The following is a 23,952-nucleotide window of genomic DNA, read 5'->3' as shown; positions in this document are numbered from 1 at the left end:
CGGTGTTGAAGTCCACCCTCGATCCGAAGGCCGACACCTACGCCGAGGCGGCGGCGGCGGCGAACACAAAGCTCGTCGAAATCGAGGCCGAGCTCGCCAAAGCGCTTGGGGGCGGCGGGCCCAAGTACGTCGAGCGTCATCACGCCCGCGGCAAGCTGACCGCCCGGGAACGCATCGAGCTGCTCGTCGACCCGGACTCCCCGTTCCTGGAACTGAGCCCACTGGCCGCCTACGGCAGCGCCTTTCAGATCGGCGCCAGCACGGTCACCGGCATCGGCGCGGTGTCCGGCGTGGAGTGCATGATCGTCGCCAACGACCCGACGGTCAAAGGCGGCACCAGCAATCCGTGGACGCTGAAGAAGATCCTGCGGGCCAACCAGATTGCCTTCGAGAACCGGCTTCCCGTCATCTCGCTCGTCGAATCCGGCGGCGCGGACCTGCCCACGCAGAAGGAAATCTTCATCCCCGGCGGGCGGATGTTCCGGGATCTCACCCGGCTGTCGGCGGCCGGCATCCCCACCATCGCGCTGGTGTTCGGCAACTCCACCGCGGGCGGCGCCTACGTCCCCGGCATGTCCGACCACGTGGTCATGATCAAGGAGCGTTCGAAGGTCTTCCTGGCCGGTCCGCCGCTGGTGAAGATGGCCACCGGCGAGGAGTCCGACGACGAATCCCTGGGCGGTGCCGAAATGCATGCCCGCACATCGGGTTTGGCGGACTACTTCGCCGTCGACGAGCTGGACGCGCTGCGGATCGGGCGCCGCATCGTTGCCAGGCTCAATTGGGTCAAGCAGGGCCCGGCGCCCAGTCCCGTGACGGAGCCGCTGTTCGACGCCGAGGAGCTGATCGGCATCGTGCCGCCGGATCTGCGCATCCCCTTCGATCCCCGCGAGGTGATCGCCCGCATCGTCGACGGCTCCGAATTCGACGAATTCAAGTCCATGTACGGCTCGTCGCTGGTGACCGGCTGGGCGAGGCTGCACGGCTATCCGCTGGGCATCCTGGCCAATGCGCGCGGCGTGTTGTTCAGTGAGGAGTCGCAGAAGGCCACCCAGTTCATCCAGCTCGCCAACCGCTCGGACACGCCACTGTTGTTCCTGCACAACACCACCGGCTACATGGTGGGCAAGGACTACGAAGAAGGCGGCATGATCAAACACGGATCGATGATGATCAACGCCGTGTCGAATTCGACCGTCCCGCACATCTCGCTGCTGATCGGCGCGTCCTACGGCGCCGGGCACTACGGCATGTGCGGGCGGGCCTACGATCCCCGGTTCCTGTTCGCCTGGCCCAGCGCCAAGGCCGCGGTGATGGGCGGCGCCCAGCTCTCGGGCGTGCTGTCGATCGTGGCGCGCGCGGCCGCCCAGGCCCGCGGGGATCAGGTCGACGAGGAAGCCGATGCGGCCATGCGGGCCGCCGTCGAGGGGCAGATCGAGGCCGAGTCGCTGCCGTTGGTGCTGTCCGGGATGCTCTACGACGACGGCGTCATCGACCCGCGGGACACCCGCACGGTACTGGGAATGTGTTTGTCCGCCATCGCCAATGGCCCGATCAAAGGGACGTCGAACTTCGGCGTCTTCCGGATGTGAGGCTCATGGGAATCACTCGAGTCCTGGTTGCCAACCGCGGCGAGATCGCCCGGCGGGTCTTCGCCACCTGCCGGCGCCTCGGCCTGGGCACCGTCGCCGTCTACACCGATCCCGACGCCGCCGCCCCGCACGTCGCCGAGGCCGACGCGCGGGTACGGCTGTCCAAGACCAATGACTACCTCAACGCCGAAGCGATCATCGCCGCGGCCCGCGCCGCCGGCGCCGACGCCGTACACCCGGGGTACGGATTCCTTTCCGAGAACGCCGAATTCGCGGCCGCGGTGCAAGAGGCCGGCCTGACGTGGGTCGGGCCGCCGGTGGACGCGGTGCGCGCGATGGGCTCCAAGATCGAGGCCAAGAAGCTGATGGCCGCCGCCGGCGTCCCGGTGCTCGACGAACTCGACCCCGACACCGTCACCGAGGACCAGCTGCCGGTGCTGGTCAAGGCGTCCGCGGGTGGCGGCGGTCGCGGCATGCGCGTGGTTCGCGAATTATCGTCGCTGCCAGGCGAAGTCGCCGCGGCGCAGCGTGAGGCGCAATCCGCGTTCGGCGACCCCACCGTCTTCTGCGAGCGCTACCTGCCCACCGGACACCACGTGGAGGTTCAAGTCATCGCCGACACCCACGGCACCGTGTGGGCCGTCGGGGAACGGGAGTGCTCGATCCAGCGCCGCCACCAAAAGATCATCGAGGAGGCGCCGTCGCCGTTGGTCGAGCGCACACCGGGGATGCGCGCCAAGCTGTTCGACGCGGCCCGGCTGGCGGCCGGCGCCATCGGTTACACGGGCGCCGGGACGGTGGAGTTCCTCGCCGACGACGAGGGCGAGTTCTACTTCCTGGAGATGAACACCCGGCTGCAGGTCGAGCACCCGGTCACCGAAGAGACCACCGGGCTCGATCTGGTCGAGCTGCAGCTCGCGGTGGCCGACGGCGACCGCCTCGATGCCGAACCCCCGGCCGGCAAAGGGTATTCGATCGAGGCCCGGCTCTACGCCGAGGATCCCGCGCACGGCTGGCAGCCGCAGGCCGGGCTGGTGCACACCATCGACGTGCCCTCGGTCGCAGCCGAGTTCGGCTCGCTGCGACGACAGACCGGGATCCGGCTGGACTCCGGCATCGTCGCCGGCTCGACGGTGTCGATCTACTACGACCCGATGCTGGCCAAAGTCATCTCCTATGCGCCGACGCGCCGACAGTCCGCGTTGGTGCTTGCCGATGCGCTGGCCCGCACCCGCCTGCACGGCCTGCGGACCAATCGCGAGCTGCTGGTAAACGTGCTTCGCCACCCGGCTTTTCTCGACGGCGCCACCGATACGGCGTTTTTCGACACGCACGGCCTGGCCGCGCTGTCCGCCCCGCTGGCCGACGACGCGACGGTCCGGTTGTCCGCGATCGCCGCCGCGCTCGCCGACGCCGCACACAATCGCGCGACGGCCGACGTGTTCGCCGCGGTCCCGAGCGGCTGGCGCAATCTGGCCTCCGGCTTCCAGGTCAAGAGCTACCGCGACGACGCTGACACCGAGCACCGGGTCGAATACCGGTTCACCAGAACCGGATTGGTGCTCGCGGGAGACGAGTCCGTGGGGTTGGTGTCGGCGACGCAAGATGAAGTCGTGCTATCCGACGCCGCGGGTGTCGCCTGCAGTTTCGCGGTTGCGCGCTACGGCCACGACATCCACGTCGATTCCGCGCGCGGGCCCGTTCACTTAATCGCGCTGCCACGGTTCCCCGAACCCGGTTCGGCCGTCGAGCAGGGATCCCTGGTGGCGCCCATGCCCGGCAACGTCATCCGCCTCGGTGCCGCGGTCGGCGAGGCCGTCACCGCGGGTCAGCCGCTGATCTGGCTGGAGGCGATGAAGATGGAGCACACCATCACCGCACCGACCGACGGCGTGCTCACCCAGCTCGACGTCACGGCCGGTCAGCAAGTCGAAGTCGGCGCAGTCCTCGCGCGAGTCGAGGCGCCGTTCCAAGAAGGAGATCCGAAATGACCGATACCAGCTTCATCGAGAGCGAGGAGCGCCAGGCGCTGCGCAAGTCGGTGGCCGCGTGGGCGTCTGGCTACGGCGCCGAGTACTACCTGAAGAAGGCGCGCGCTCACGAGCACACCGACGAGTTATGGTCCGAGGCAGGCAAACTCGGCTTTCTCGGGGTGAACCTGCCTGAGGCGTACGGCGGTGGCGGCGCCGGTATGTACGAGCTGTCGCTGGTGATGGAGGAGATGGCCGCCGCGGGGAGCGCACTGCTGCTGATGGTGGTGTCGCCGGCCATCAACGGCACGATCATCAGCAAGTTCGGTACCGAGGAGCAGAAGAAGCGCTGGATTCCCGCCATCGCGGACGGCTCGTTGACGATGGCCTTCGCCATCACCGAACCGGATGCCGGATCCAACTCGCACAAGATCATCACCACCGCCCGTCGCGACGGTAGCGACTGGATTCTCAAGGGCCAGAAGGTCTTCATCTCCGGCATCGACCAGGCGCAGGCGGTGCTGGTGGTGGCTCGCACCGAGGAGGCCAAAACCGGCAAGCTGCGCCCGGCGCTGTTCGTGCTGCCCACGGATGCTGCCGGCTTCACCTATACCCCCATCGACATGGAGCTGATCAGCCCCGAACGGCAGTTCCAGGTCTTCCTCGACGACGTCCGGCTGCCGTCGGATGCGCTCGTCGGGGCCGAGGACGCCGCTATCGCACAGCTTTTCGCGGGCCTGAACCCCGAGCGGATCATGGGCGCGGCCAGCTCGGTGGGCATGGGGCGGTTCGCGCTGGAGAGGGCCGTCGACTACGTCAAGACCAGGCAGGTCTGGTCCACCCCGATCGGTGCGCACCAGGGGCTGTCACATCCGTTGGCGCAGTGCCACATTGAGGTCCAGCTCGCCAAGCTGATGATGCAGAAGGCGGCGACGCTCTACGACAGCGGCGACGACATGGGCGCGGCCGAGGCCGCCAATATGGCCAAATACGCTGCGGCCGAGGCGGCTACGCGCTCGGTCGACCAGGCGGTGCAGTCGATGGGCGGCAACGGGCTGACGCAGGAATACGGCGTCGCCGCGATGCTGACATCCGCCCGGCTGGGCCGAATCGCCCCGATCAGTCGCGAGATGGTGTTGAACTTCGTCGCGCAGACATCGCTGGGCCTGCCTCGGTCGTACTGATGGATGCCGTCGTCGAATATTCGGTCGACGGGCACGTCGCCCGGCTGACGCTGAACTCGCCGCACAACCGCAACGCGCTGTCGACGGCTCTGGTCGATCAACTGCATCGGGGATTCCGCGACGCTGCCGCGGACCCGCAAGTGCGGGTGGTCGTGCTGGGCCACACCGGTGGCACCTTCTGCGCCGGGGCAGACCTGAGCGAGGCCGGCGACGGGGATCCGTTCGAGTTGGCCGTGGGCCGGGCCCGCGAAATGACCGCGCTGATGCGCGCCATCGTCGAATCGCCGCTGCCGGTGATCGCCGCGATCAACGGGCACGTCCGGGCCGGCGGGTTCGGGCTCGTCGGCGCGTGCGACATCGCGGTGACGGGTCCGCGCAGTACCTTCGCGCTGACCGAGGCGCGCATCGGGGTGGCGCCGGCGATCATCTCGCTGACGCTGCTGCCGAAGATGTCTTCGAGAGCCGCCGCCCGCTACTACCTCACCGGCGAGACGTTCGACGCCGCCGCGGCCGCGGAGATCGGGTTGATCACGATGGCGGCCGAGGACGTGGACGCCGCGGTAGCGAACTTGGTCGCCGACGTGAGCCGCGGCTCTCCACAGGGCCTCGCGGCATCGAAGGCGTTGACGACGGCCGCCGTGCTGGAAGGGTTCGATCGCGACGCTGAGCGGCTCTGCGAGGAGTCGGCGCGGCTGTTCGTCTCGGACGAAGCGCGGGAAGGCATGCTCGCGTTCCTGCAGAAACGTCCGCCTCGTTGGGCAAACGTCTAACTACCAGCGGGGATGGGGGAACGGGCCTGACGATCGAGCGCGGCCTGGGAGGAAGGTTGCAGTTTAGCCAACCCACTTGCAGCAAAACTTCTACGTCGTACGCTCGTGGATGATGAGCAACCCAGCGCAGCCCGAAGCAAACGACACACGCGACCAATCGTCGCGGGCGGGCGACACCGATCGCATCCAGATCGCGCAGTTGCTCGCTTACGCCGCCGAACAGGGCCGCCTGCAGCTCAAGGACTACGAAGACCGCCTGACCAAGGCATACGCCGCGACCACGTATGAGGAGCTGGACCAGCTGCGGGCCGACCTGCCGGGTTCGACGATGATCCCGCGCCGGGGCAGCAAGCTCAATCCGGCGCCCTCCACCCTGCTGCTGGCGTTGATGAGCGGATTCGAGCGTCGCGGCCGATGGAATGTCCCGAAGAAGCTGACCACCTTCACCCTCTGGGGCAGCGGGGTCGTGGACTTGCGTTACGCCGACTTCACCTCCACCGAGGTCGACATTCACGCGATCTCGATCATGGGCGTGCAGAACTTCCTGCTGCCCCCCGAAGTCAACGTCGAAATCCACGGACGCGGCGTGATGGGTGGCTTCGACCGCGCCGTCCTGGGCCAGGGCACGCCGGGAGCGCCGAAGGTCAAGATTCGCGGCTGGTCGTTCTGGGGCGGCGTCGGCATTAGGCGTAAGGCCCGCCGGTCCCGCGGGTAGTCACGACAGCCGCCCTTAGCGACGGCGCCGGGATCGCAGGTAGTCGCCCACCACCGCGGCGCCCAGCCCGTCGAGATCGGGCATCACGACACGTCCCTCCACGCGCCGCGCGACCTGGTCGATAAACCGGGCCAGGCCGGGGTCGCTGCCCAGCCGGAAGATTGTGACTTGCGCGCCGAGCCGGGCCATCTCGTCGAACCCGCGCACGGTGTGCGCAATGGTCCGCGGATGCGGCGGATAGTCGAAAAACACCGCGGAAGACCCGTCACCGTCGAAGTCCTCCAGATGCGCGGTCGGCTCGCCGTCGGTCACCACCAGCACGACGGGCTGCGCGTTGGGGTGCCGGCGCAGGTGACGCCCGGCCAGCGCGAGTGCGTGATGCAGGTTGGTGCCCTGCTCGTAGACGCCTTCCAGGCCGGTCAGCTCCGCCGCGGTCACCGTCCGGGCGTACCGGCCAAACGCGATGATCTGCAACGCATCCGACCGAAACCGCGTGCATACCAGATGATTGAGCGCGAGCGCCGTCTGCTTCATCGGCAGCCAGCGGTTCTCCATCACCATCGAAAACGAAGTGTCCACCAACAGCGCCACCGCCGCCTGGGTGCGCGTTTCGGTCTCGGAGACCTCCACGTCGTCGACGGTTATCCGGATCGGTCCGGCCCCGTCCTCCAGCGTCGCGGTTCCCGCCTGCCGCAGCACCGCATTGGTCAGCGTGCGCGAGATGTTCCACGGCTCGGTGTCACCGAATTGCCAGGGCCGGGTGGCGCCGGTCAGCTCGCCGGCGGCCCCCGCCCGACGATGATCACGCTCACCATGCCGACCGGAAAGCTGTTGCGCCACATCGCGTAACGCCGTCTCGCCGAGCCTGCGCATGGCCTTCGGGGAAAGCCGCCACTGGCCATCGGAACCACGATCCAGGAAACCCTGGTTCACCAGCGCGCGTTCCAGTTCGGCGAGCGTTCGGGCGTCGACGGCGGCGTCGTCGCCAAGCTGACGGGCCAGCGCGTCGAGATCGACGTCGTCCATCGTGGCGCCCGGATAGCTCTGCGAAAGCTGCTCGGCCAGCTGCTCCAGCTCGGCGATGTCGGACAGCGCCTGAGTCCCCTCACCCATGCCGAACGGGTTGTCACCGGAGAACTGCTCGGAGCCGGTCCAGTCCTCCCCCGGCCGAGCGGCCTGCAGGTGCGCGTCGAGCCGATTCAGCGCGTTCATCAACGACGGTGAACCAAATGCCTGCTGCGCCAAGGCATCCAGTTCGGCCCGCTGCTCGGGGCTCAGGCTGTTGCGGAAACGCTGCGCGGCGGCGGCGCGCTTGGCCAGCGAGTCCAGCAGCTCCTCGACATTGCGCGGGTTCTCCGGGAAGAATTCGCCGTGCTTGCCCATGAAGTCTTGGAAGTCCTGTTGCGTGTCCTCACCGCGGGCGTGCTTGTCCAGCAGCTCGTTGAGGTCATCCAGCATCTCGCTGACGCGCTGGCGATCCTCTTCGGTGGCGCCCTCCAGCGCCTGTTTCATACCCGCGAAGCGCTGGTCCAGCATCTCGCGGCCGAGCAAATCCTTGATCTGCTCGTACTTTTCGCGCGCCTCGGCGCTGCGCCAGTTGTAGTCGGAAAGCTCCTGAACAGCTTTGGCCGGCGAGGCCGGCAGCGAGTCCAGCTGCAGTTCGCCGAAGCGGGCGTCGTCGTCGAGGGCGCGGGCCAGCTCCTTGCGTTCGGCTAGCACGGCCTCGTCGAGCAGCTTTTTGATCTCCTGCAGCGTGCCGTCCAAGTTGTTGCGGCGCAACAGGTCCCGTCGTCTGCGGTTGGCCTCGGCCGCGAGCCGGTCGGCGCCGGGCATGTTCTTGGTGCCGCGGCGAAGCAGCTCGGACAGCGCGCGGCGCGGCGATGTGCCGGCCATGACATCCTGCCCGATCTGCTCGAGCGCCTCGCGCAGATCCACCGGCGGGGCCAGCGGGTCGGGCCCGCCGGTGTACGCCGAGTAGCGCGACGAGTGCCCTTTAGCCATAAACGGTTTGGCCCTCCCCGGACACCTTGTCGATCCGCTTGGCCAAGTACAGCGCCTCCAGCGCGAGTTCCAGTGCCGCGGCACGCTCGCCTTCGGATTCGGCGCCCAGCTTTTTCGCGATCTTGTCGACCACCGGCAGCCCCGGCACCGCCGCCAGCACGTCCTTGGCCGACACCCGCTCACCCGTCGTCACCGCCGAACCGGCCTCGACCGCGGCCACCAGCGAGCCGACGTCGATGCCGCCGAGGACCCGCGACGCGGTATCGGCGGTCGCGCGGCGCAACAGGTGTTCGAGCACCGCCTGTTCGCGACCTTCCTCGCCGGACTCGAATTCCAGCTTGCCGCGCAGCACGTCGATCACTGTGCCGAGGTCGACCACGCGGGCCACGGGATCGGTCTCCCCCAGCACCGCCCCGCGATGCCGCGCGGCGGCCGCGACGGTCTCGGCAGCGGCGATCGCGAACCGCGCCGACACCCCCGAGCGCTGGTCGACCGAACTGGACTCGCGCAGGTAGCGGGCGAACCGGGCCATCACCTGGACCAGGTAGTCGGGGACCTGCGCGCTCAGGTGTGCCTCCTGGGTGATCACGCCCACCTCGGCCTCGAGCTCCAGCGGGTAATGCGTCCGGATCTCCGCGCCGAAGCGGTCCTTGAGCGGCGTGATGATGCGGCCTCGGTTGGTGTAGTCCTCGGGGTTCGCACTGGCCACCACCAACACGTCCAGCGGCAGGCGCAGCGTGTAGCCGCGGACCTGGATGTCGCGCTCCTCCATGACGTTGAGCATCGACACCTGGATGCGCTCGGCGAGATCGGGCAGTTCGTTGACCGCCACGATGCCGCGGTGGGCCCGCGGGATCAGCCCGTAGGCGATGGTCTCCGGGTCGCCGAGGCTGCGGCCCTCGGCCACCTTGATCGGGTCGATGTCACCGACCAGGTCGGCCACGCTGGTGTCGGGCGTAGCGAGCTTCTCGGTATAGCGTTCGCTGCGGTGCTTCCAGGCCACCGGCAGGTCGTCGCCGAGCGTGGCGGCCCGCCGGATCGACTCGGGTGTGATCGGCGTGTAGGGATGCTCACCCAATTCGGCACCGCCGATCACCGGTGTCCACTCGTCGAGCAGCCCGGCCAGCGCCCGCAACAACCGGGTCTTGCCCTGGCCGCGTTCGCCCAGCAGGACGAAGTCGTGGCCGGCGATCAGCGCCCGCTCCACCTGCGGCAAGACGGTGTCGTCGAAACCCAGGATGCCTGGCCAGACCTCATCGCCCTCGGCCAACGCGGTCAGCAGGTTCTCTCGGATTTCCTGCTTGACTCCGCGTTCACGATGGCCGCTTGCGCGCAGTTCGCCGACCGTGCGGGGCAGGTTATTCGGTGATGCCACCTCTCCAAGCTACGCGTTGGCCACCCGCATCACAGTGCGGGCGTTCAGTGAGCGAAGTGCCGGGCGCCGGTGAGGTACACGGTGACGCCGGCCTTGGCGGCGGCCTCGGTCACCTCGTCGTCGCGCACCGATCCCCCCGGATGCACTATCGCCTTGACCCCGGCGGCGGCCAGCGTCTCGAGTCCGTCGGGGAACGGAAAGAAGGCGTCGGACGCCGCGACCGCGCCCCGGACCCGGTCGCCGCCGCGGGCAACGGCCAGCCGCGCGGCGTCGACGCGGTTTACTTGACCCATCCCGACGCCGATGGTGGCGCCGTCCGCCGCGATCACGATCGCGTTCGACTTGACCGCGCGGCAGGTGCGCCACGCAAAGACCAAGTCGGTCAACGTCTCCGGGCCGGCCGGTGAGCCGGTCGCCAAAGTCCAGTTCGCGGGATTGTCACCGTGTGCATCCAGCTCGTCGCGCTGCTGCATCAGCAGCCCCCCGCTGACGGGCCGCAGCTCGGTCCCCCCGGTCAGCGGCTCGGAGGCCACCAGCACCCGAATGTTCTTCTTCCGTGTCAGCACGTCCAGGGCGCCCGGCGCGTACGCGGGCGCGACGATCACCTCGGTGAAGATGGTGCTCACGTATTCCGCCATCTCGACGCTGACTTCGGAGTTCGACGCGATGACTCCCCCGAAGGCGCTCAGCGGATCGCACTCGTGCGCCTTGCGATGCGCATCCGCGACCGACACCGACGAGATGGCGATCCCACATGGGTTGGCGTGCTTGATGATTGCCACACACGTCTGTTCGTGGTCGAAGGCCGCCCGCCACGCCGCGTCGGCGTCGGTGAAGTTGTTGTAGGACATCTCTTTTCCGTGCAGCTGCTCCGCCTGCGCCAGGCCCGGCCAGGCGCCGGGGTCGCTGTAGAGCGCGGCCTGTTGGTGGGGGTTCTCGCCGTAGCGCAGCATCGCCGAACGGCGCCAGCCGCGAGCGAACCATTCGGGAAACGCCGTCGGTGGATGTTCGGGCGCCAGCGTCGACTCCATCCAGCTCGCGACGGCGATGTCGTACTCCGCGGTGTGCTGAAACGCCAGCGACGCCAGCTTTTTACGCTCGGCAAGGCTGAATCCGCCGTTCCGCACCGCGGCGAGCACCCCGTCGTATCCGAGTGGGTCGGTGACGACGGCCACGCTGGGATGGTTTTTCGCGGCCGCCCGGACCATCGACGGCCCGCCGATGTCGATCTGCTCGACGCATTCATCGATGCCGGCACCGGAGTCGACGGTCTGGCTGAACGGGTACAGGTTGACGACCACCAGTTCGAAGGCCGCGATCCCCAGCTGCTCGAGCGCCGCGGCGTGTTCGGGTTTGCGCAAGTCGGCCAGCAGGCCGGCGTGCACCCGCGGGTGCAGCGTCTTGACCCGGCCGTCGAGCACCTCCGGGAAGCCGGTCAGTTCCTCGACGGGTGTGACCGGAATACCTTCGCCGGCAATGGTTTTGGCCGTTGATCCGGTCGAGACGATTTCGACGCCCGCCGCACTCAGCCCCCGGGCCAGGTCGGCCAACCCGGTCTTGTCGTAGACGCTGATCAGCGCGCGGCGAATCGGCCTTCTTGACTCATCGGTGCTTGCTGTGCTCATCCCAGGGTCGCCTTTCGTCCGATCCAGGTCACGCCGCGCGTCGCGATCGCGGCCACCACATCCACCAGCAGCTGCCGTTCGGTGACCTTGATGCGTTCGTGCAGTGTCTCTTCGGTGTCGCCGTCCAGCACCGGAACTGATTGCTGCGCCAATATCGGCCCGGTGTCGGTGCCGGCGTCCACCAGGTGCACCGTACAGCCTGTGACCCGTACGCCATAGGCCAGCGCTTCGGGCACCGCGTGCGCCCCGGGAAACGCCGGCAGCAGCGCCGGATGGGTATTGAGTATGCGACCGAGGTACCGCGAAAGAAACTGTGGTCCAAGTAGTTTCATGAATCCGGCGGACACGATCAAATCCGGCGCGTGCGCCGCGGCGGCCTCGGTGATGGCGGCGTCCCAGGCGTCGCGGTCTGAGTGATCGCCGAGCCGGACGGTGAAGGTGGGCACGGACGCCGCCTGAGCGATCTCCAGCGCCAGGCAGTCGCGATCGGCACCGACGGCGACCACCCGAGCCGGATAGTCGCCGACCGCGGCGGCGAGTAGCGAGTTCAGTAGCGAACCGGTCCCCGATGCGAGCACCACGAGCCGAGCCGGTGCGCTCGGGGGCACGTGGAGCGGTTGCTGCACACCGGCGAGCCTACTGTCTTCGAACCAGCCGCCGAGCGTGACGCCACCGTCACATTCGAGGAGGGGCGCCTACTCTTCGCGGTTGCCCTCGGCGGGCGGCGGGAGCGGCTCATCGGCGTCCGGCTGCGCGGCTTCCGGCTCGTCGACGTCCGACTCGGCGACTTCCGGCTCGTCGACTCCCGACTCGGCGAAAGCGCCGGCGAAGTCCGCGGGTTCATCGGCCGCGGGGACGGGTTCGGGTCGCCTGGGCCGCCTCGGCCGACGCCGGATCCCCCCGGCCATCACCACCGTGACCCCGCCGACGACCGCGAACCAGAAAAACACGCCGACGACCAGGGCTCCCTGGTCTACGCCGACATCGCCGAAGTTGCCCAGCCGTCCGCTCCCGCCGTACGCGACCAAGGACATGGCCAGCGCCCCGGCGACGGACGCGACCAGCAGCTTGGCCATCGCCGGAACCGGTGGGAGCGGACGCCGCGCGCATTGTTGCCCGACCGCTACCCCCGACGCCGCGCCGATGATGAGCAGCGCGACCCAGACCGGCCCGAGGGGCGGCGTGGGTGCGGCGGCCAGCACCGGCAGCGCGGGGATGTCGCCGCCGAACACCGTGAACGAACTGAACGTCGCGAAGCCAAGATGCGCGCTGGAACCGACCGCGACCGCCGCGGTGCCGACGATGACGTTGGGTGCGTACAACACCGACAACACGGTGAGATTGAACTGACCCCAGATCGAATCGGTGATCCCGTAGAGCTCTTGCATCGTCGCCCAGTGCACGACCAGCGACCCGGCCGTCACCATGCCGGACAGCCCGACCAACGCCAACACGCCCGCCGCCGCGGCACGCGCCGAATCCGCCAACCAGTTGGGCAGCGGAGAAGCGCTCAGCGCCCGTCGGCCCACCCGGGACGACACACCGATCGCGGCACCGATGGTGTGCACCACCAGCACGCTGGCGAAAGCGCGCAGGGCGCTTGGTGTCTGCAACTCCGTGATCACCGACGACGCGTCGTGAATCACCGCCAGCGCGATCGCCGCCATCAGCAACGGCCCGCCCAGCGCCGACGCGACAACCCAGCGGACGACGAGCCACGACGAGGACGGGGCGGTGGCCCGCGCGGTGCTGCGCGCGGTGGCCCACACCATCAATATGACCGGCAGCAGCGGCATGACGCCCAGTTCGCGGCCGCCGATGGAGATCGGCACCTGGTGCACACCGAGCCACATGCTGGCGATGGCGCCCAGCGCTCCGGTCATGTCGCTGTTGGCGATCAGCAGCTGCAGCAGCACGACCGCGGCGATGATGACCAACGCCACCACGGCCGGGCCGAACGCGACCCTGACGAGGTCACGCGCTTGACGAGCGCCCGCCGCCCGGTTGTCCTCCACTCCTGTCACTCTTGGCGAACGTGCCCGACTAGGCGCGTAGGCGCGCGGTTAGCTCGGCGCCGGTCCAGCCGGTGATGAGGGCGACTGCTCCTGGCCCTGGCCGGAAGGCTGCTGGTCGCCTGCCTGGTTCGGCGCGCCGGGTGGCGGGCTGAAGCTCGGGAAGCCGGTGGGCGGGGTGGACGACCCCTGCGGCTGGGCGCCGAATCCGCCGCTCGGCGGGTTGGTCGGGACCGCGCTCTGGGTCGGAGCCTGGCTCGGCTGATAACCGCCGTACTGCGATCCATAGGGGGAAGCCTGCGGGTTGTGCGACTGCGGCGCAACGTGCTGCTGGGCGCCCTGCTGACCGTAGTACCCGCCGGGCTGCTGAGCGCCGTACCCGTATTGCCCGTACTGGCCGTACTGCGCGTAGGGGTCGTATTTGGGCCGTGGGGCCGGCGGGGTGATGACACCCGCATCCAAAAGGATGACCACGACGGCCGCGATCGCCTGGAAGACGCTGCATGCCACCAGGGGCCACATCGCCCAGCCGATCGCGAAACCGGCCGGCGTGTTGATCGTCTCCGAGATCGCGAGTAGTGCGCCCAGTGAAGCGATTACAGCGACGACGCCCGCGTAGCTCTTTGCCTTGGGCAGCAGGCTCAGCCCGGCGAGCAACGCGGCCAGCACGGCGACGAGGACCGCGGTGCCCGCGTCACCGGCGCGTCCGCCGGCGCCCGGCCCGAGGTCGGCGCCGAGCGTGAAGGTCGGCCCGAAGTTCAGCAGGTACACCCCCAGGCCGAGCACCACCACCGCGATGTTCAGGTAAAGCGGAAGGTTGCTTTCACCGGTTTCGTCCTTGGCGAACGACGGTGTGGCGCCTGGGTAGGAGCCCCCGGGTTGCGTAGGTGGGTATCCGGGACTACCGGGCGAGTAGGTCATGGCTCCTCCTGTTGCTTGCAGTGCCTTTGCTTCAGCGGCGCCACGCCACCGTTGCAGTGCGACGCTGTGCTCGCGCGCGCGGATCCATAGTCGCCGGGACTTGCTGCGCTTGCGGTGCGACGCGATCGATCAACCACGCTAGCGCACATTCCGGTGCCGGTGCCGATGCCACCGGCCGTCGGCGCGAGCAGCGCCGATTCACCGCCGCTTGCCCACGGTAGGTAGAACACGTTCTAATTCTGTGCATGGATTACGGCCTTGTGCTTTTTACCAGCGACCGTGGCATCACTCCGGCGGCGGCCGCCAAGCTCGCCGACGACCATGGCTTTCAGACGTTCTACGTGCCAGAACACACCCATATCCCCATCAAGCGCGAGGCGGCGCACCCGACGACCGGTGACGCGTCGCTGCCGGACGATCGGTACATGCGCACGCTAGACCCATGGGTCAGCTTGGGCGCGGCGTGCGCGGTCACCTCGCGGGTGCGGTTGTCCACGGCGGTGGCGCTGCCCGTCGAACACGACCCGATCACGCTGGCGAAAAGCATCGCCACCCTGGACCATCTGTCCGGCGGCCGGGTCAGCCTCGGCGTCGGTTTCGGCTGGAACACCGACGAACTCGCCGACCACAACGTGCCACCCGGGCGTCGCCGCACCATGCTGCGCGAATACATCGAAGCGATGCGCTCCCTGTGGACGGAAGAGGAAGCCGCGTACGACGGAGAATTCGTCAAGTTCGGTCCCAGCTGGGCCTGGCCCAAGCCGGTGCAGTCCCACATTCCGGTGCTGGTGGGCGCCGCTGGCAACGAGAAGAACTTCAAGTGGATCGCTCGTAGCGCCGACGGATGGATCACCACCCCGCGCGACTTCGACATCGACGAGCCGGTGAAGCTTTTGCAGGACACCTGGGCGGCCGCCGGCCGCGACGGCGCCCCACAGATCGTCGCGCTGGACTTCAAGCCGGTGCCCGAGAAGCTGGCCCACTGGGCCGAGCTCGGGGTGACCGAGGTGCTGTTCGGCCTCCCGGACCGGCCCGACGACGAAATCGCCGCCTACGTCGAGCGATTGGCCGGCAAGCTCGCCGCCCTCGTCTAGAAACCGCGAGCAGACGCAGAATCGCACCAAGCCTCGTCGGGGAATGCGATTCTGCTGGGGGTACCTCCCGCTTGCGGGGGACTGCTCGTTGGGAAGAGGTCAGCCGGGCGTGCAGCGGTTGCCGTAGTCGAAGGAGCGCACCCGAACCGGACTCCCCAGCGGGTCGCCGTCGGTCAGCAGCGCGATCAATTCGGCGTCCTCGGTGGTCGACAGGAATCGGGTGCCGTCGGCGTCCAGCCGCCCGACGATGATTCCGGTCAGCCGACCGGAATCGCGCCGCACGGTGTAGGTCTCGATGGTGGCGGCGCCGTCGGCCGCCTCGGTCACCGCCACCGTCGGCGAGCTGCCGATCTGCGCCTGCAGCGCGGCGCTGCGATCCGGCTTCCATTCCGTCGGGGTGGTGGAGTAGACGCCGACCGAGTACTTGCTCAAGATGCCGCCGTTGGCGCCGACGAGGCCGAATTGCCCTGGCGCGCTTCGCATTCGGGCCACCGTCTCGGCGACACCGTGCATCGAATAATTGTTGCCGGCACCGCCGAAAAACGGCAGCCCACCTGTCAGAGTCAGTCCGCGTGGATCGTCGGGCGCGAGGCCCATGCCGTCGCAAACGTTGAACACCGGAACCGGAAAGCAGCTGTACAGGTCGAAGGTGGCGACGTCGTCGAGACCGATGCCGGCCACGTCCAGCGCCTCGCGCACCGCCATGACGGCCGACGGCGCATGCCCCAGGTCCGGGCGTTCCAGCAGCGGCTGTTCCTCCAGGTCGGCGTGGCCGTGCAGGTAAACCCAGTTCTCCTCCGGCACTCCCAGCCGCCGCGCGGACTCGACCGACATCACCAGTGCGGCCGCACCCTGGTTGACCTGATCGCGAGCGACCAGCAACCGCGGGTACGGATCCGAGATCATCCGGTTGCTCTCGGTCACGGTGATCAGCTCGTCGACGGTCCGTTCCACCGGCGCGGCGGCAAACGGATTGCCCGCGGCGACCTTGGTGAACGGCGCGAACAGCTCGCCCATCCGACGCAGGTATTCCGTTGGGCCCAGCCCGGTTTCGGCGCGACGGGCATTCTCCAGCAACGCATACTGCGTCGGCGCGTCGACCAGGCCATGGATCACCGTGTAGCGCGTGACGAGTCGGTCCAGGCCGTAGCCCCGGTCTTCGAGTGAACCGTCGACGGTCTCGGAGAAGTCCGGGCGGTTGTCGGCCCCGGCGAAGTAGCGCGTGGTCGAAGTGGCATCGGAGCCAAAGATCAGCGCGACTTCCGAACGACCACAAGCGATCTCGCCGGCCAGCTCGGTGATCAGGTGCTGCGGGCCCTGACCCCCCACAACCTCGAGGATGGCGCGGGCGGGGTCCGCACCGATCCGGTTGGCCACCGAGCGCGGATAGTTGTTCGACTTGCCCAGCACCGGTTGGGCCGGCCCGGAAATCTCGAATTGCCTTACGCCGGCGACGGTGTCGATCGTCGCCGCAACCTTGGCGACATCGGCGCCGCAGTCGTCCAGCGCGGCGCGCGCCGCCGCGGCGGCCAATTCCACGCCCGACATCGCGCGGTAGTAGGCGTCGTCGATGCGTTCCGCCGACTGCCCGACTCCGACGACGACGGGCGTACGCGGATCCAGTGTCACGTGCGAACCTGTCGCTACAGGCTCTGCAGAATCTCCCGGGCCAGCGCCGCCGTCTCCGACGGGGTCTTGCCGACCTTGACCCCGGCCGCCTCCAAGGCTTCTTTCTTGGCGGCCGCGGTGCCCGAGGAGCCGGACACGATCGCGCCCGCGTGGCCCATCGTCTTGCCTTCTGGCGCAGTGAATCCCGCGACGTAGCCGACGACCGGCTTGGACACGTGCGCCTTGATGTAGTCGGCCGCGCGCTCCTCGGCGTCACCGCCGATCTCACCGATCATCACGATGACCTTAGTGTCGGGATCCTTTTCGAACGCCTCGATCGCGTCGATGTGGGTGGTGCCGATGACCGGGTCACCGCCGATCCCGATGGACGTGGAGAAGCCGAAATCGCGTAGCTCGTACATCATTTGGTAGGTCAGCGTGCCGGACTTGGATACCAGCCCGACGGGACCCGGCCCGGTGATGTTGGCGGGAGTGATGCCCACCAGCGCCTGGCCCGGGGTGATGATGCCGGGACAGTTCGGGCCGATGATGCGGGTCTTGCTTCCCTTGTGCTGGTTGTAAGCCCACGCATATGCGCTGTCCTGCACCGGGATTCCCTCGGTGATGACCACCAGCAGCGGGATCTCGGCGTCGATGGCCTCGATGATGGCGTCCTTGGCGTACACCGGTGGGACGAACACGATCGAGACGTCGGCGCCGGTCTTCTCGATGGCCTCGACCACGCTGCCGAACACCGGCAGCTCGACGGGCTTGTCGTTGACGTCTTTGTGCGCGACCGTGGTGCCGGCCTTGCGGGCGTTGACTCCGCCGACGATGTGCGTGCCGGCCTTGAGCATGCGCGCGGTGTGCTTGGTGGCCTCGGCGCCGGTGATGCCCTGCACGACGACCTTGTTTTCGGCGGTCAGAAATATAGCCATGGGGTCATGCTTCCTTTCAGGCGCTCGCCAGCTCGGCGGCCTTGTCGGCGGCCTCGTCCATCGTCGGCACCAGCGTCACGAGCGGGTGGTTGGCCTCGGCAAGGATGCGCCGGCCTTCGTCGACGTTGTTGCCGTCCAACCGAACCACCAGGGGCTTGTTGGCCTCGGCGCCCAGGATTTCCAGGGCCTTCACGATCCCGGTCGCCACGGCGTCGCAGGCCGTGATGCCGCCGAACACGTTGACGAACACACTCTTGACCTGCTTGTCGCCCAGCACCACGTCCAGGCCCGCGGCCATCACCTCGGCCGACGCGCCGCCGCCGATGTCCAGGAAGTTGGCCGGCTTGACCCCGCCGTGCTTTTCCCCGGCATAGGCGACCACGTCGAGGGTCGACATCACCAAGCCCGCGCCGTTGCCGATGATGCCGACCTCGCCGTCGAGCTTGACGTAGTTGAGGTCGTGCTCCTTGGCCTTGAGCTCCAGCGGGTCGGTCGCGTCGCGGTCCTCGAACTCGACGTGGCCGGGCTGCCGGAAGTCGGCGTTGGCGTCCAGGGTGACCTTGCCGTCCAGCGCCAGAATCCGGTCGTCGGGGGTGCGCACCAACGGGTTCACCTCGACCAGCGTGGCGTCCTCACCGACGAAGAGCTCCCACAGCTTGGAGATGGTGACCGCGGCGGCGTCGAGCACCTCGGCCGGCAGGTGGCCCTGCTCGGCGATGGAACGCGCGGTGGCCAGGTCCACGCCCTTGACGGCGTCGACCGGGACCTTGGCCAGCCGGTCGGGCTTGGTGGCGGCGACTTCTTCGATCTCCATGCCGCCCTCGACCGAGCACATCGCCAGGTAGGTGCGGTTGGCGCGGTCGAGCAAGAAGGAGATGTAGTACTCCTCGGCGATGTCACTGGCCTCGGCGACCAACAGCTTCTTGACGACGTGACCCTTGATGTCCAGGCCGAGGATGTTCTTGGCGTGTTCGTAGGCGTCTTGGGGTGTCGCTGCGTACTTGACGCCACCCGCCTTGCCCCGGCCGCCGATCTTGACCTGCGCTTTGACCATCACCGGCGCGCCGATCTCCTCGGCGATGGCCTGAGCGCCCTCGGCGGTGTCCGTCACCCGGCCGGGCGTACTCGGTACGTTGTGCTTGGCGAATAATTCTTTGGCTTGATACTCGAAAAGGTCCATGGGCTCACTGTCTTCGCTCGGCTTACTGCAAGTCCTGTACGTAGGCGGCGCCGCATCCGGCAACACGCACGGACGAACTGTATCCACCCGTCGAACGGTTGCCATCGCCGCATCCCACCGATGTGGCACAGCTCACGAGACAGCGCGAAGCCCGAAACGTGATGCGGATCACAATATCCGTCCGGAATTTCGCCCGAGGTTGCAAGCCCCGTCCGTAAACCGATACCTTCCTTAGGTCCAGATAACGTTATGGTCACGATACGAGGACATTCCAGCTTGTCCCAGCACCGTTTGACTCGTTCTGCTGCCGAAACATCCGGCGTGGTGAGAGTGAGTCGTGCAGCGGGAGCCCATTGGACAGAGCCGCACGGCAACGAAGTCACCGAGATTCTTCCGCTCGACGGGTTCGACTTCGACAGCCTCGAATTCGCCGACGATTGCGGCGAACTGCACGACCTCGACTTCAGCAACGACTCGACGTTCGACAACGCAGCCCAGGTTCTGCTGGCCCCCGAGCTGGACGACCTGCACGACGTGGACGACCTGGCCCCGCTCCTGCTTGCCGCTCCCGCCGCGGTGCCGGTCTCGGTGCGATTCCAGCCCGACCCAGATGTGCCTCGCCCCTATCAGTCGGACATCACCGACGTCATCTCCGTGGTTCGCCGCGGCGGGCAGCACCGCAAAGAGCCGACGAGCGCGGCCAAGGGCCGGCTGCTGATCTCGGCGATGGCGGCCGGCGCGGCGGCCGCGGCGGCCCATACCGCGACCAGCCACGCCGAAGTCCCCAAGACCGACGCCGTGCTCACCGCCAACGCGTCGGCCCTCACCGGCGGGTCGAGCAGCAACGCCACCCGCGGCGCCCAGGTGATCGCGGTCCAGCCGGCGGCGAACACCGTCGTGCACAACGCGGAACTGGCCCACGGTGTCGCGTACGCCAACGATCGCGCGCAGCGCGAAGCCCGACTGCAACAGCCGCTCTACGTCATGCCCACGCACGGGATATTCACGTCGAACTTCGGCTACCGCTGGGGGGTTCTGCACGCCGGCATCGACCTCGCCAATTCGATTGGGACGCCGATCTATGCGGTATCCGACGGCGTGGTCATCGAGGCCGGGCCGGCCGCCGGCTACGGGGCGCTGGTCAAGGTGCGCCATGCCGACGGCACCGTCACGCTCTACGGCCACGTCAACACCACGACCGTGAGCGCCGGCGAGCGCGTGATGGCCGGTGACCAGATCGCCACCATGGGCAATCGCGGCAATTCCACCGGGCCGCATCTGCATTTCGAGGTGCTGCAGGGGGGCAGCGAACGGATCGACCCGGTGCCGTGGCTGGCCAAGCGGGGCATCTTCGTCGGCAACTACGCTGGATGAGGTGACCGCGCCGAACGATCCGCCTCCCGCCGCGCACCTGTCCGAACCACCGGAGCCACCCTCCGAATCACGCACCCGCATCATCCGGCGCGCACCCACGGGACCGATTCCGACCGTCCCGGAGTCGCCGACCACCCAGATTCCGCCACAACCGCCTTACCGGGGTGCCGCCCCTGCCGGCCCGCGCGGCGGCCTCGGCCCGCAGGCCGGCGAGCCCAGCGGCCGGACGGCGGCCGCAGGCTGCGCCGTCGCCATCGTCAGCGGATGGGCCACGTCGGTGGTGGCCACTGATTTGATCGCCGGCTGGTGGAAGACCGACCGGTTGTTCTGCATCGCGGTCGCGTTTCTCGCCCTGGTGTTCGCGTCGACGACCATCGCAGGCGTGATCGTGCTGCTGCAGGGCCGGTCCTTGGGGCGCTATCTCATCGTGGCCGGCGCGGTGGTCGCGGTGCTGACCTACGGCGGCGTGTTCATCGCGGGCGCGCGCGTCGCGTGGATCGTGCACGCGCTCCCGCTGCTGCCGATCGCCAGCGCGGTTTTGGTGATGCACCCGCGGACGAAGCGCTGGCTCGAGGACTAACGTCCCCGCGCCGGCCCGCGCGCGGCGCGGTCAGAGTTTGCTGACCGGCGCGTGGTTGTGCATCAGCTTCACCCGTCCTGAGCTGCCGAAATCGATCAGCGACATGGCCGATTCGCCGACGCCGGAGACCTCCTCGACCCGGCCCAGCCCGTACTTGTCGTGGGTAACCCGGTCACCGGGCTGCAGCACCAGCAGCGGCCGTTTGCCCGCCCCCGAGCGGGTCGGCGCCGCGCGCGGTGCACCGAACCGGCCGGCCCCGCTGACCGGAGCGCTGAACGACGGGGTGGGCGCGCTGCGCCGCCAGTCGATGAGCTCCTGCGGGATCTCGCGAAGGAACCGGGACTCCGGATTGAGCATGGGCTGTCCCCACGAGGACCGGACGATGGCCCGGCTCACGTACAGCCGCTGGCGGGCCCGGGTGATGCCGACGTAGGCCAGCCGCCGCTCCTCGGAGAGCTCCGTTGGATCGTCGAGCGCCCGCATGTGCGGGAACATCCCGTCCTCCCAACCGGTGACGAACACCACCGGGAATTCCAGACCCTTCGCGGTATGCAGCGTCATCATCGTGACCATGCCGGCGCCCTCTTCGGGGATCTCGTCGCTGTCGGAGACCAGTGACACCCTTTCCAGGAACGCCGCCAGCACACCGGTGTCCGGCACGTCTTCGTCCTCGGTCTGCAGAGACTCGTCGAGCGCGGCAGCATTGGCCTGATCGATGCTGAATTCGTGTGCGACGCTTACCAGTTCGTTCAGGTTGTCCAGCCGGGCCAATTCCTGCGGATCGCTCGAGGATTCCAGCTCCCTGCGGTATCCGGTGCGCTCCAGCACCAACTCGACCAGATCGCCGAGGTCGTCGTCGAGGCGTCCCCGCAGATCGTCGAGCATCTCGACGAATCCCGAGATCGCCTTCTCGGCACGGGTATTGAGCATCGGCACCCTACCCTCGGCCGCGGCGACGAGCGCATCGGCGAAGCTTGCCCCGGTGTTCTCGGCATACACGGCCACGCACGCCTCGGCGCGATCGCCGATGCCCCGGCGCGGGGTGTTGAGGATGCGCCGCATGCTGACCGCATCGCCGGGATTGTCCAGCACCCGCAGGTAGGCCACGATGTCGCGGATCTCCTTGCGCTCGTAAAAGCGCACTCCCCCAACGACTTTGTATGGAATCCCGGCGCGGATGAACACCTCTTCCAGCGACCGCGACGAGTTGTTGGTGCGGTAGAAGACGGCGACGTCGTTATAGGTGATCTCGCCGCGCTCGGCGAGTGCGTCGATTTCTTCGGCGACGAACCTGGCCTCGTCGTGTTCGTTGTCGGCGACGTAGCCGACGATCAGCTCGCCTTCCCCGGCGTCGGTCCACAACCGCTTCTCCCGGCGCCCGGAGTTGCGGGCGATTACCGAGTTGGCCGCCGACAGAATGTTCTGCGTCGAGCGGTAATTCTGTTCCAGCAGAATGGTTTTCGCATCGGGGTAGTCGCGTTCGAAGTCCTCGATGTTGCGGATCGTGGCGCCGCGGAACGCGTAGATCGACTGATCGGCGTCGCCGACCACGCACAGTTCCGCGGGCGGCACGTCATCGGGCGAATCCGGCGGACCCCCGCGACCGACCAGCTCCCGAACCAGCACGTACTGCGCATGGTTGGTGTCCTGGTATTCGTCGACCAGCACATGGCGGAACCGGCGCCGGTAGTACTGCGCGATCTCCGGGAAGGTCTGCAACACCGCCACCGTCTCCCCGATCAAATCGTCGAAGTCGAGCGCGTTGGCCGTGCGCAGGCGGCGCTGATACTCGGCGTAGACGGATGCGACGGTGCGGGCCAGGTCATCGGATTCTTCCGACAGGTTCGCCAGCGCCTGATCGGGGTCGATCAATTCGTTCTTCAGGTTGGAGATGGCGTTGGCCAGCAGCCGCGGCGAATACCTCTTGATGTCGAGCCCCATGTCGCGGCCGATCATCTGCAGTAGGCGCCGGGAATCGTCGGCGTCGTAGATCGAGAAGTTGGAGTTGAGGCCTTTGATCAGGGACGCCTGATTGCGCAGGATGCGAACGCACGTCGAGTGGAATGTCGACACCCACATCGCCCGCGCCCTGTTGCCGACCAGCCGCACCACGCGTTCGCGCATCTCGGCGGCCGCCTTGTTGGTGAACGTGATGGCCAGGACCTGGCCCACCCCGACGCCGCGTGCGGCGATCAGGTACGCGATGCGCCGCGTCAATACCGCAGTCTTGCCCGAACCCGCACCGGCGACGATCAGCAGCGGTGCGCCTTGGTGCACCACCGCTTGGCGCTGTTGTGGGTTGAGGTCGTCGAGCAGACGGTCCGCTTCGGGGGCGGGCTTGGTATCGGTCGCGTGCACACTCATGTCTGTCCAAACTTACCGCTGACCGCCGACGCGAACGGCCCGGTCCGGCCGGTCCGAACCATCTTTGTCAGCGAGCCGCCTCTGACGGGTGTCTTCCCGCGTTCTGCGGGGTCGCGGAGGGCTTTTACATGCGTTTTTGCAACGGATCCGCCCCTGATTGGCTAGACTCGGTCTCGTGCTCAACGCGCGTCGTCGATTTTTCTATGGGTACCCGCTAGCGGTGCCCGTGGTCTAGCTGCCGTCGCAGAGCCCCGTGGTCCGCTTCCGGATTCGGGGCTCGTCTCTTGTGTGAGGCCTGATACCGGATGAGACCAGAACCCCCACATCACGAGAATGCGGAGTTTGCAGAGATGAACATGGAAATGCTCGAAACGGAACAACCCGCCGACATCGACGCGTTGCGCGAAGAGATCGACCGGTTGGACGCCGAGATCCTCGCCGCGGTGAAGCGACGAGCCGAAGTATCACAGGCGATTGGCAAGGTCCGGATGGCGTCCGGCGGCACCCGGCTGGTGCACAGCCGCGAGATGAAGGTCATCGAGCGCTACAGCGAGCTCGGTCCGGACGGCAAGGATCTGGCAATGCTGTTGCTGCGACTGGGCAGGGGCCGGCTCGGCCACTAGCGGCCGGACACGCGGGACCTGGCTGG

Annotated in this window: 19 protein-coding genes; 9 read left to right on the top strand and 10 right to left on the bottom strand. The window is 67.9% G+C overall.

What is annotated here, in order from left to right; translation table 11 throughout:
- Window positions 1-2: 2 nt before the first annotated feature.
- From A5745_RS20125 to A5745_RS20105, 5 genes are all read left to right on the top strand, one after another.
- A complete protein-coding gene (locus tag A5745_RS20125) occupies window positions 3-1,592 on the top strand; it encodes an acyl-CoA carboxylase subunit beta (protein WP_139329708.1) in 1,590 nt (529 codons plus the stop codon).
- Window positions 1,593-1,597: 5 nt separating this feature from the next.
- Window positions 1,598-3,583, top strand: a complete 1,986-nt coding sequence (locus A5745_RS20120) for a biotin carboxylase N-terminal domain-containing protein (RefSeq protein ID WP_076118395.1) — start codon at window positions 1,598-1,600, stop codon at window positions 3,581-3,583.
- Window positions 3,580-4,746: an acyl-CoA dehydrogenase family protein gene (locus A5745_RS20115; RefSeq protein WP_076118393.1), complete on the top strand. Its 1,167-nt coding sequence runs from the start codon at window positions 3,580-3,582 to the stop codon at window positions 4,744-4,746. Before A5745_RS20120 ends, A5745_RS20115 begins: the two co-directional genes overlap by 4 nt.
- Window positions 4,746-5,516, top strand: coding sequence for an enoyl-CoA hydratase family protein (locus tag A5745_RS20110; RefSeq protein WP_076118391.1), 771 nt, complete (start codon window positions 4,746-4,748; stop codon window positions 5,514-5,516). The genes A5745_RS20115 and A5745_RS20110 overlap by 1 nt, the downstream gene beginning before the upstream one ends.
- 112 nt (window positions 5,517-5,628) lie before the next feature.
- Window positions 5,629-6,231, top strand: a complete 603-nt coding sequence (locus A5745_RS20105; RefSeq protein ID WP_170874387.1) for a DUF1707 domain-containing protein — start codon at window positions 5,629-5,631, stop codon at window positions 6,229-6,231.
- 15 nt (window positions 6,232-6,246) lie between these two features.
- Here A5745_RS20105 and A5745_RS20100 read toward each other — a convergent pair whose 3' ends face one another.
- The 6 genes from A5745_RS20100 to A5745_RS20075 all read right to left on the bottom strand — a co-directional run bounded on the left by A5745_RS20100 (window position 6,247) and on the right by A5745_RS20075 (window position 14,165).
- Window positions 6,247-8,232: a VWA domain-containing protein gene (locus A5745_RS20100; RefSeq protein ID WP_076118389.1), complete on the bottom strand. Its 1,986-nt coding sequence runs from the start codon at window positions 8,230-8,232 to the stop codon at window positions 6,247-6,249.
- Complete coding sequence (locus tag A5745_RS20095) at window positions 8,225-9,607, bottom strand: sigma 54-interacting transcriptional regulator (protein ID WP_076057597.1); 1,383 nt, start codon at window positions 9,605-9,607, stop codon at window positions 8,225-8,227. Before A5745_RS20095 ends, A5745_RS20100 begins: the two co-directional genes overlap by 8 nt.
- A gap of 44 nt (window positions 9,608-9,651) precedes the next feature.
- Window positions 9,652-11,232 carry a bifunctional phosphoribosylaminoimidazolecarboxamide formyltransferase/IMP cyclohydrolase gene (gene purH / locus A5745_RS20090; RefSeq protein ID WP_076118387.1) on the bottom strand — a complete coding sequence of 527 codons (1,581 nt, stop codon included), beginning with the start codon at window positions 11,230-11,232 and terminating at the stop codon, window positions 9,652-9,654.
- Window positions 11,229-11,858, bottom strand: coding sequence for a phosphoribosylglycinamide formyltransferase (purN, locus tag A5745_RS20085; protein ID WP_076057599.1), 630 nt, complete (start codon window positions 11,856-11,858; stop codon window positions 11,229-11,231). Before purN ends, purH begins: the two co-directional genes overlap by 4 nt.
- A gap of 69 nt (window positions 11,859-11,927) precedes the next feature.
- Window positions 11,928-13,247, bottom strand: a complete 1,320-nt coding sequence (locus A5745_RS20080; RefSeq protein WP_076118386.1) for a DUF6350 family protein — start codon at window positions 13,245-13,247, stop codon at window positions 11,928-11,930.
- Window positions 13,248-13,295: 48 nt separating this feature from the next.
- Window positions 13,296-14,165, bottom strand: a complete 870-nt coding sequence (locus A5745_RS20075) for a DUF5336 domain-containing protein (protein ID WP_076057601.1) — start codon at window positions 14,163-14,165, stop codon at window positions 13,296-13,298.
- Window positions 14,166-14,410: 245 nt separating this feature from the next.
- Between A5745_RS20075 and A5745_RS20070 the strand changes: the two genes are divergently transcribed.
- Window positions 14,411-15,259 carry an LLM class F420-dependent oxidoreductase gene (locus tag A5745_RS20070; RefSeq protein WP_076118384.1) on the top strand — a complete coding sequence of 283 codons (849 nt, stop codon included), beginning with the start codon at window positions 14,411-14,413 and terminating at the stop codon, window positions 15,257-15,259.
- Window positions 15,260-15,358: 99 nt separating this feature from the next.
- Here the strand turns inward: A5745_RS20070 and A5745_RS20065 are convergent, their stop codons facing one another.
- Genes A5745_RS20065 through sucC form a run of 3 tightly spaced genes read right to left on the bottom strand, consistent with a single transcriptional unit; the run spans window position 15,359 to window position 18,985 of the window.
- On the bottom strand, window positions 15,359-16,888 hold the full coding sequence (locus tag A5745_RS20065; protein ID WP_076118382.1) for an acetyl-CoA acetyltransferase: 1,530 nt from the start codon (window positions 16,886-16,888) through the stop codon (window positions 15,359-15,361).
- Between the two features lie 14 nt (window positions 16,889-16,902).
- Window positions 16,903-17,805 (bottom strand): succinate--CoA ligase subunit alpha, encoded by a 903-nt coding sequence (gene sucD / locus A5745_RS20060; RefSeq protein ID WP_076057604.1) that lies wholly within the window; start codon window positions 17,803-17,805, stop codon window positions 16,903-16,905.
- Window positions 17,806-17,821: 16 nt separating this feature from the next.
- Window positions 17,822-18,985 carry an ADP-forming succinate--CoA ligase subunit beta gene (gene sucC, locus A5745_RS20055; RefSeq protein ID WP_076057605.1) on the bottom strand — a complete coding sequence of 388 codons (1,164 nt, stop codon included), beginning with the start codon at window positions 18,983-18,985 and terminating at the stop codon, window positions 17,822-17,824.
- Between the two features lie 330 nt (window positions 18,986-19,315).
- Between sucC and A5745_RS20050 the strand changes: the two genes are divergently transcribed.
- Entirely contained in the window at window positions 19,316-20,359 is a 1,044-nt protein-coding gene (locus tag A5745_RS20050) for a M23 family metallopeptidase (protein ID WP_254848624.1), read from the top strand.
- 1 nt (window position 20,360) lies between these two features.
- Complete coding sequence (locus A5745_RS20045) at window positions 20,361-20,939, top strand: hypothetical protein (protein WP_076057606.1); 579 nt, start codon at window positions 20,361-20,363, stop codon at window positions 20,937-20,939.
- Window positions 20,940-20,969: 30 nt separating this feature from the next.
- On the opposite strand, the gene pcrA is transcribed toward A5745_RS20045, so the two are convergent.
- Window positions 20,970-23,303 (bottom strand): DNA helicase PcrA, encoded by a 2,334-nt coding sequence (pcrA, locus tag A5745_RS20040; protein ID WP_076118380.1) that lies wholly within the window; start codon window positions 23,301-23,303, stop codon window positions 20,970-20,972.
- Window positions 23,304-23,608: 305 nt separating this feature from the next.
- On the opposite strand from pcrA, the gene A5745_RS20035 reads away from it, so the two are divergent.
- A complete protein-coding gene (locus tag A5745_RS20035; protein WP_076057608.1) occupies window positions 23,609-23,926 on the top strand; it encodes a chorismate mutase in 318 nt (105 codons plus the stop codon).
- Window positions 23,927-23,952: the final 26 nt, after the last annotated feature.

The organism is Mycobacterium sp. IS-2888, from assembly GCF_001954215.1.
In the GTDB taxonomy this organism is placed as follows: Bacteria; Actinomycetota; Actinomycetes; order Mycobacteriales; family Mycobacteriaceae; genus Mycobacterium.
The sequence above is the reverse complement of the archived record's forward strand: the minus strand, read 5'-3'. Positions and strand labels throughout refer to the sequence as shown.

Bases quoted from the DNA above. Each gene is read 5' to 3' on its own strand.
- A5745_RS20110 (WP_076118391.1), top strand. From the start codon at position 4,746: ATGGATGCCGTCGTCGAATATTCGGTCGACGGGCACGTCGCCCGGCTG.
- A5745_RS20115 (WP_076118393.1), top strand. From the start codon at position 3,580: ATGACCGATACCAGCTTCATCGAGAGCGAGGAGCGCCAGGCGCTGCGC.
- A5745_RS20120 (WP_076118395.1), top strand. From the start codon at position 1,598: ATGGGAATCACTCGAGTCCTGGTTGCCAACCGCGGCGAGATCGCCCGG.
- pcrA (WP_076118380.1), bottom strand. From the start codon at position 23,303: ATGAGTGTGCACGCGACCGATACCAAGCCCGCCCCCGAAGCGGACCGT.
- A5745_RS20075 (WP_076057601.1), bottom strand. From the start codon at position 14,165: ATGACCTACTCGCCCGGTAGTCCCGGATACCCACCTACGCAACCCGGG.
- A5745_RS20105 (WP_170874387.1), top strand. From the start codon at position 5,629: ATGAGCAACCCAGCGCAGCCCGAAGCAAACGACACACGCGACCAATCG.
- sucD (WP_076057604.1), bottom strand. From the start codon at position 17,805: ATGGCTATATTTCTGACCGCCGAAAACAAGGTCGTCGTGCAGGGCATC.
- A5745_RS20100 (WP_076118389.1), bottom strand. From the start codon at position 8,232: ATGGCTAAAGGGCACTCGTCGCGCTACTCGGCGTACACCGGCGGGCCC.
- sucC (WP_076057605.1), bottom strand. From the start codon at position 18,985: ATGGACCTTTTCGAGTATCAAGCCAAAGAATTATTCGCCAAGCACAAC.
- purH (WP_076118387.1), bottom strand. From the start codon at position 11,232: ATGAGCACAGCAAGCACCGATGAGTCAAGAAGGCCGATTCGCCGCGCG.
- A5745_RS20035 (WP_076057608.1), top strand. From the start codon at position 23,609: ATGAGACCAGAACCCCCACATCACGAGAATGCGGAGTTTGCAGAGATG.
- A5745_RS20070 (WP_076118384.1), top strand. From the start codon at position 14,411: ATGGATTACGGCCTTGTGCTTTTTACCAGCGACCGTGGCATCACTCCG.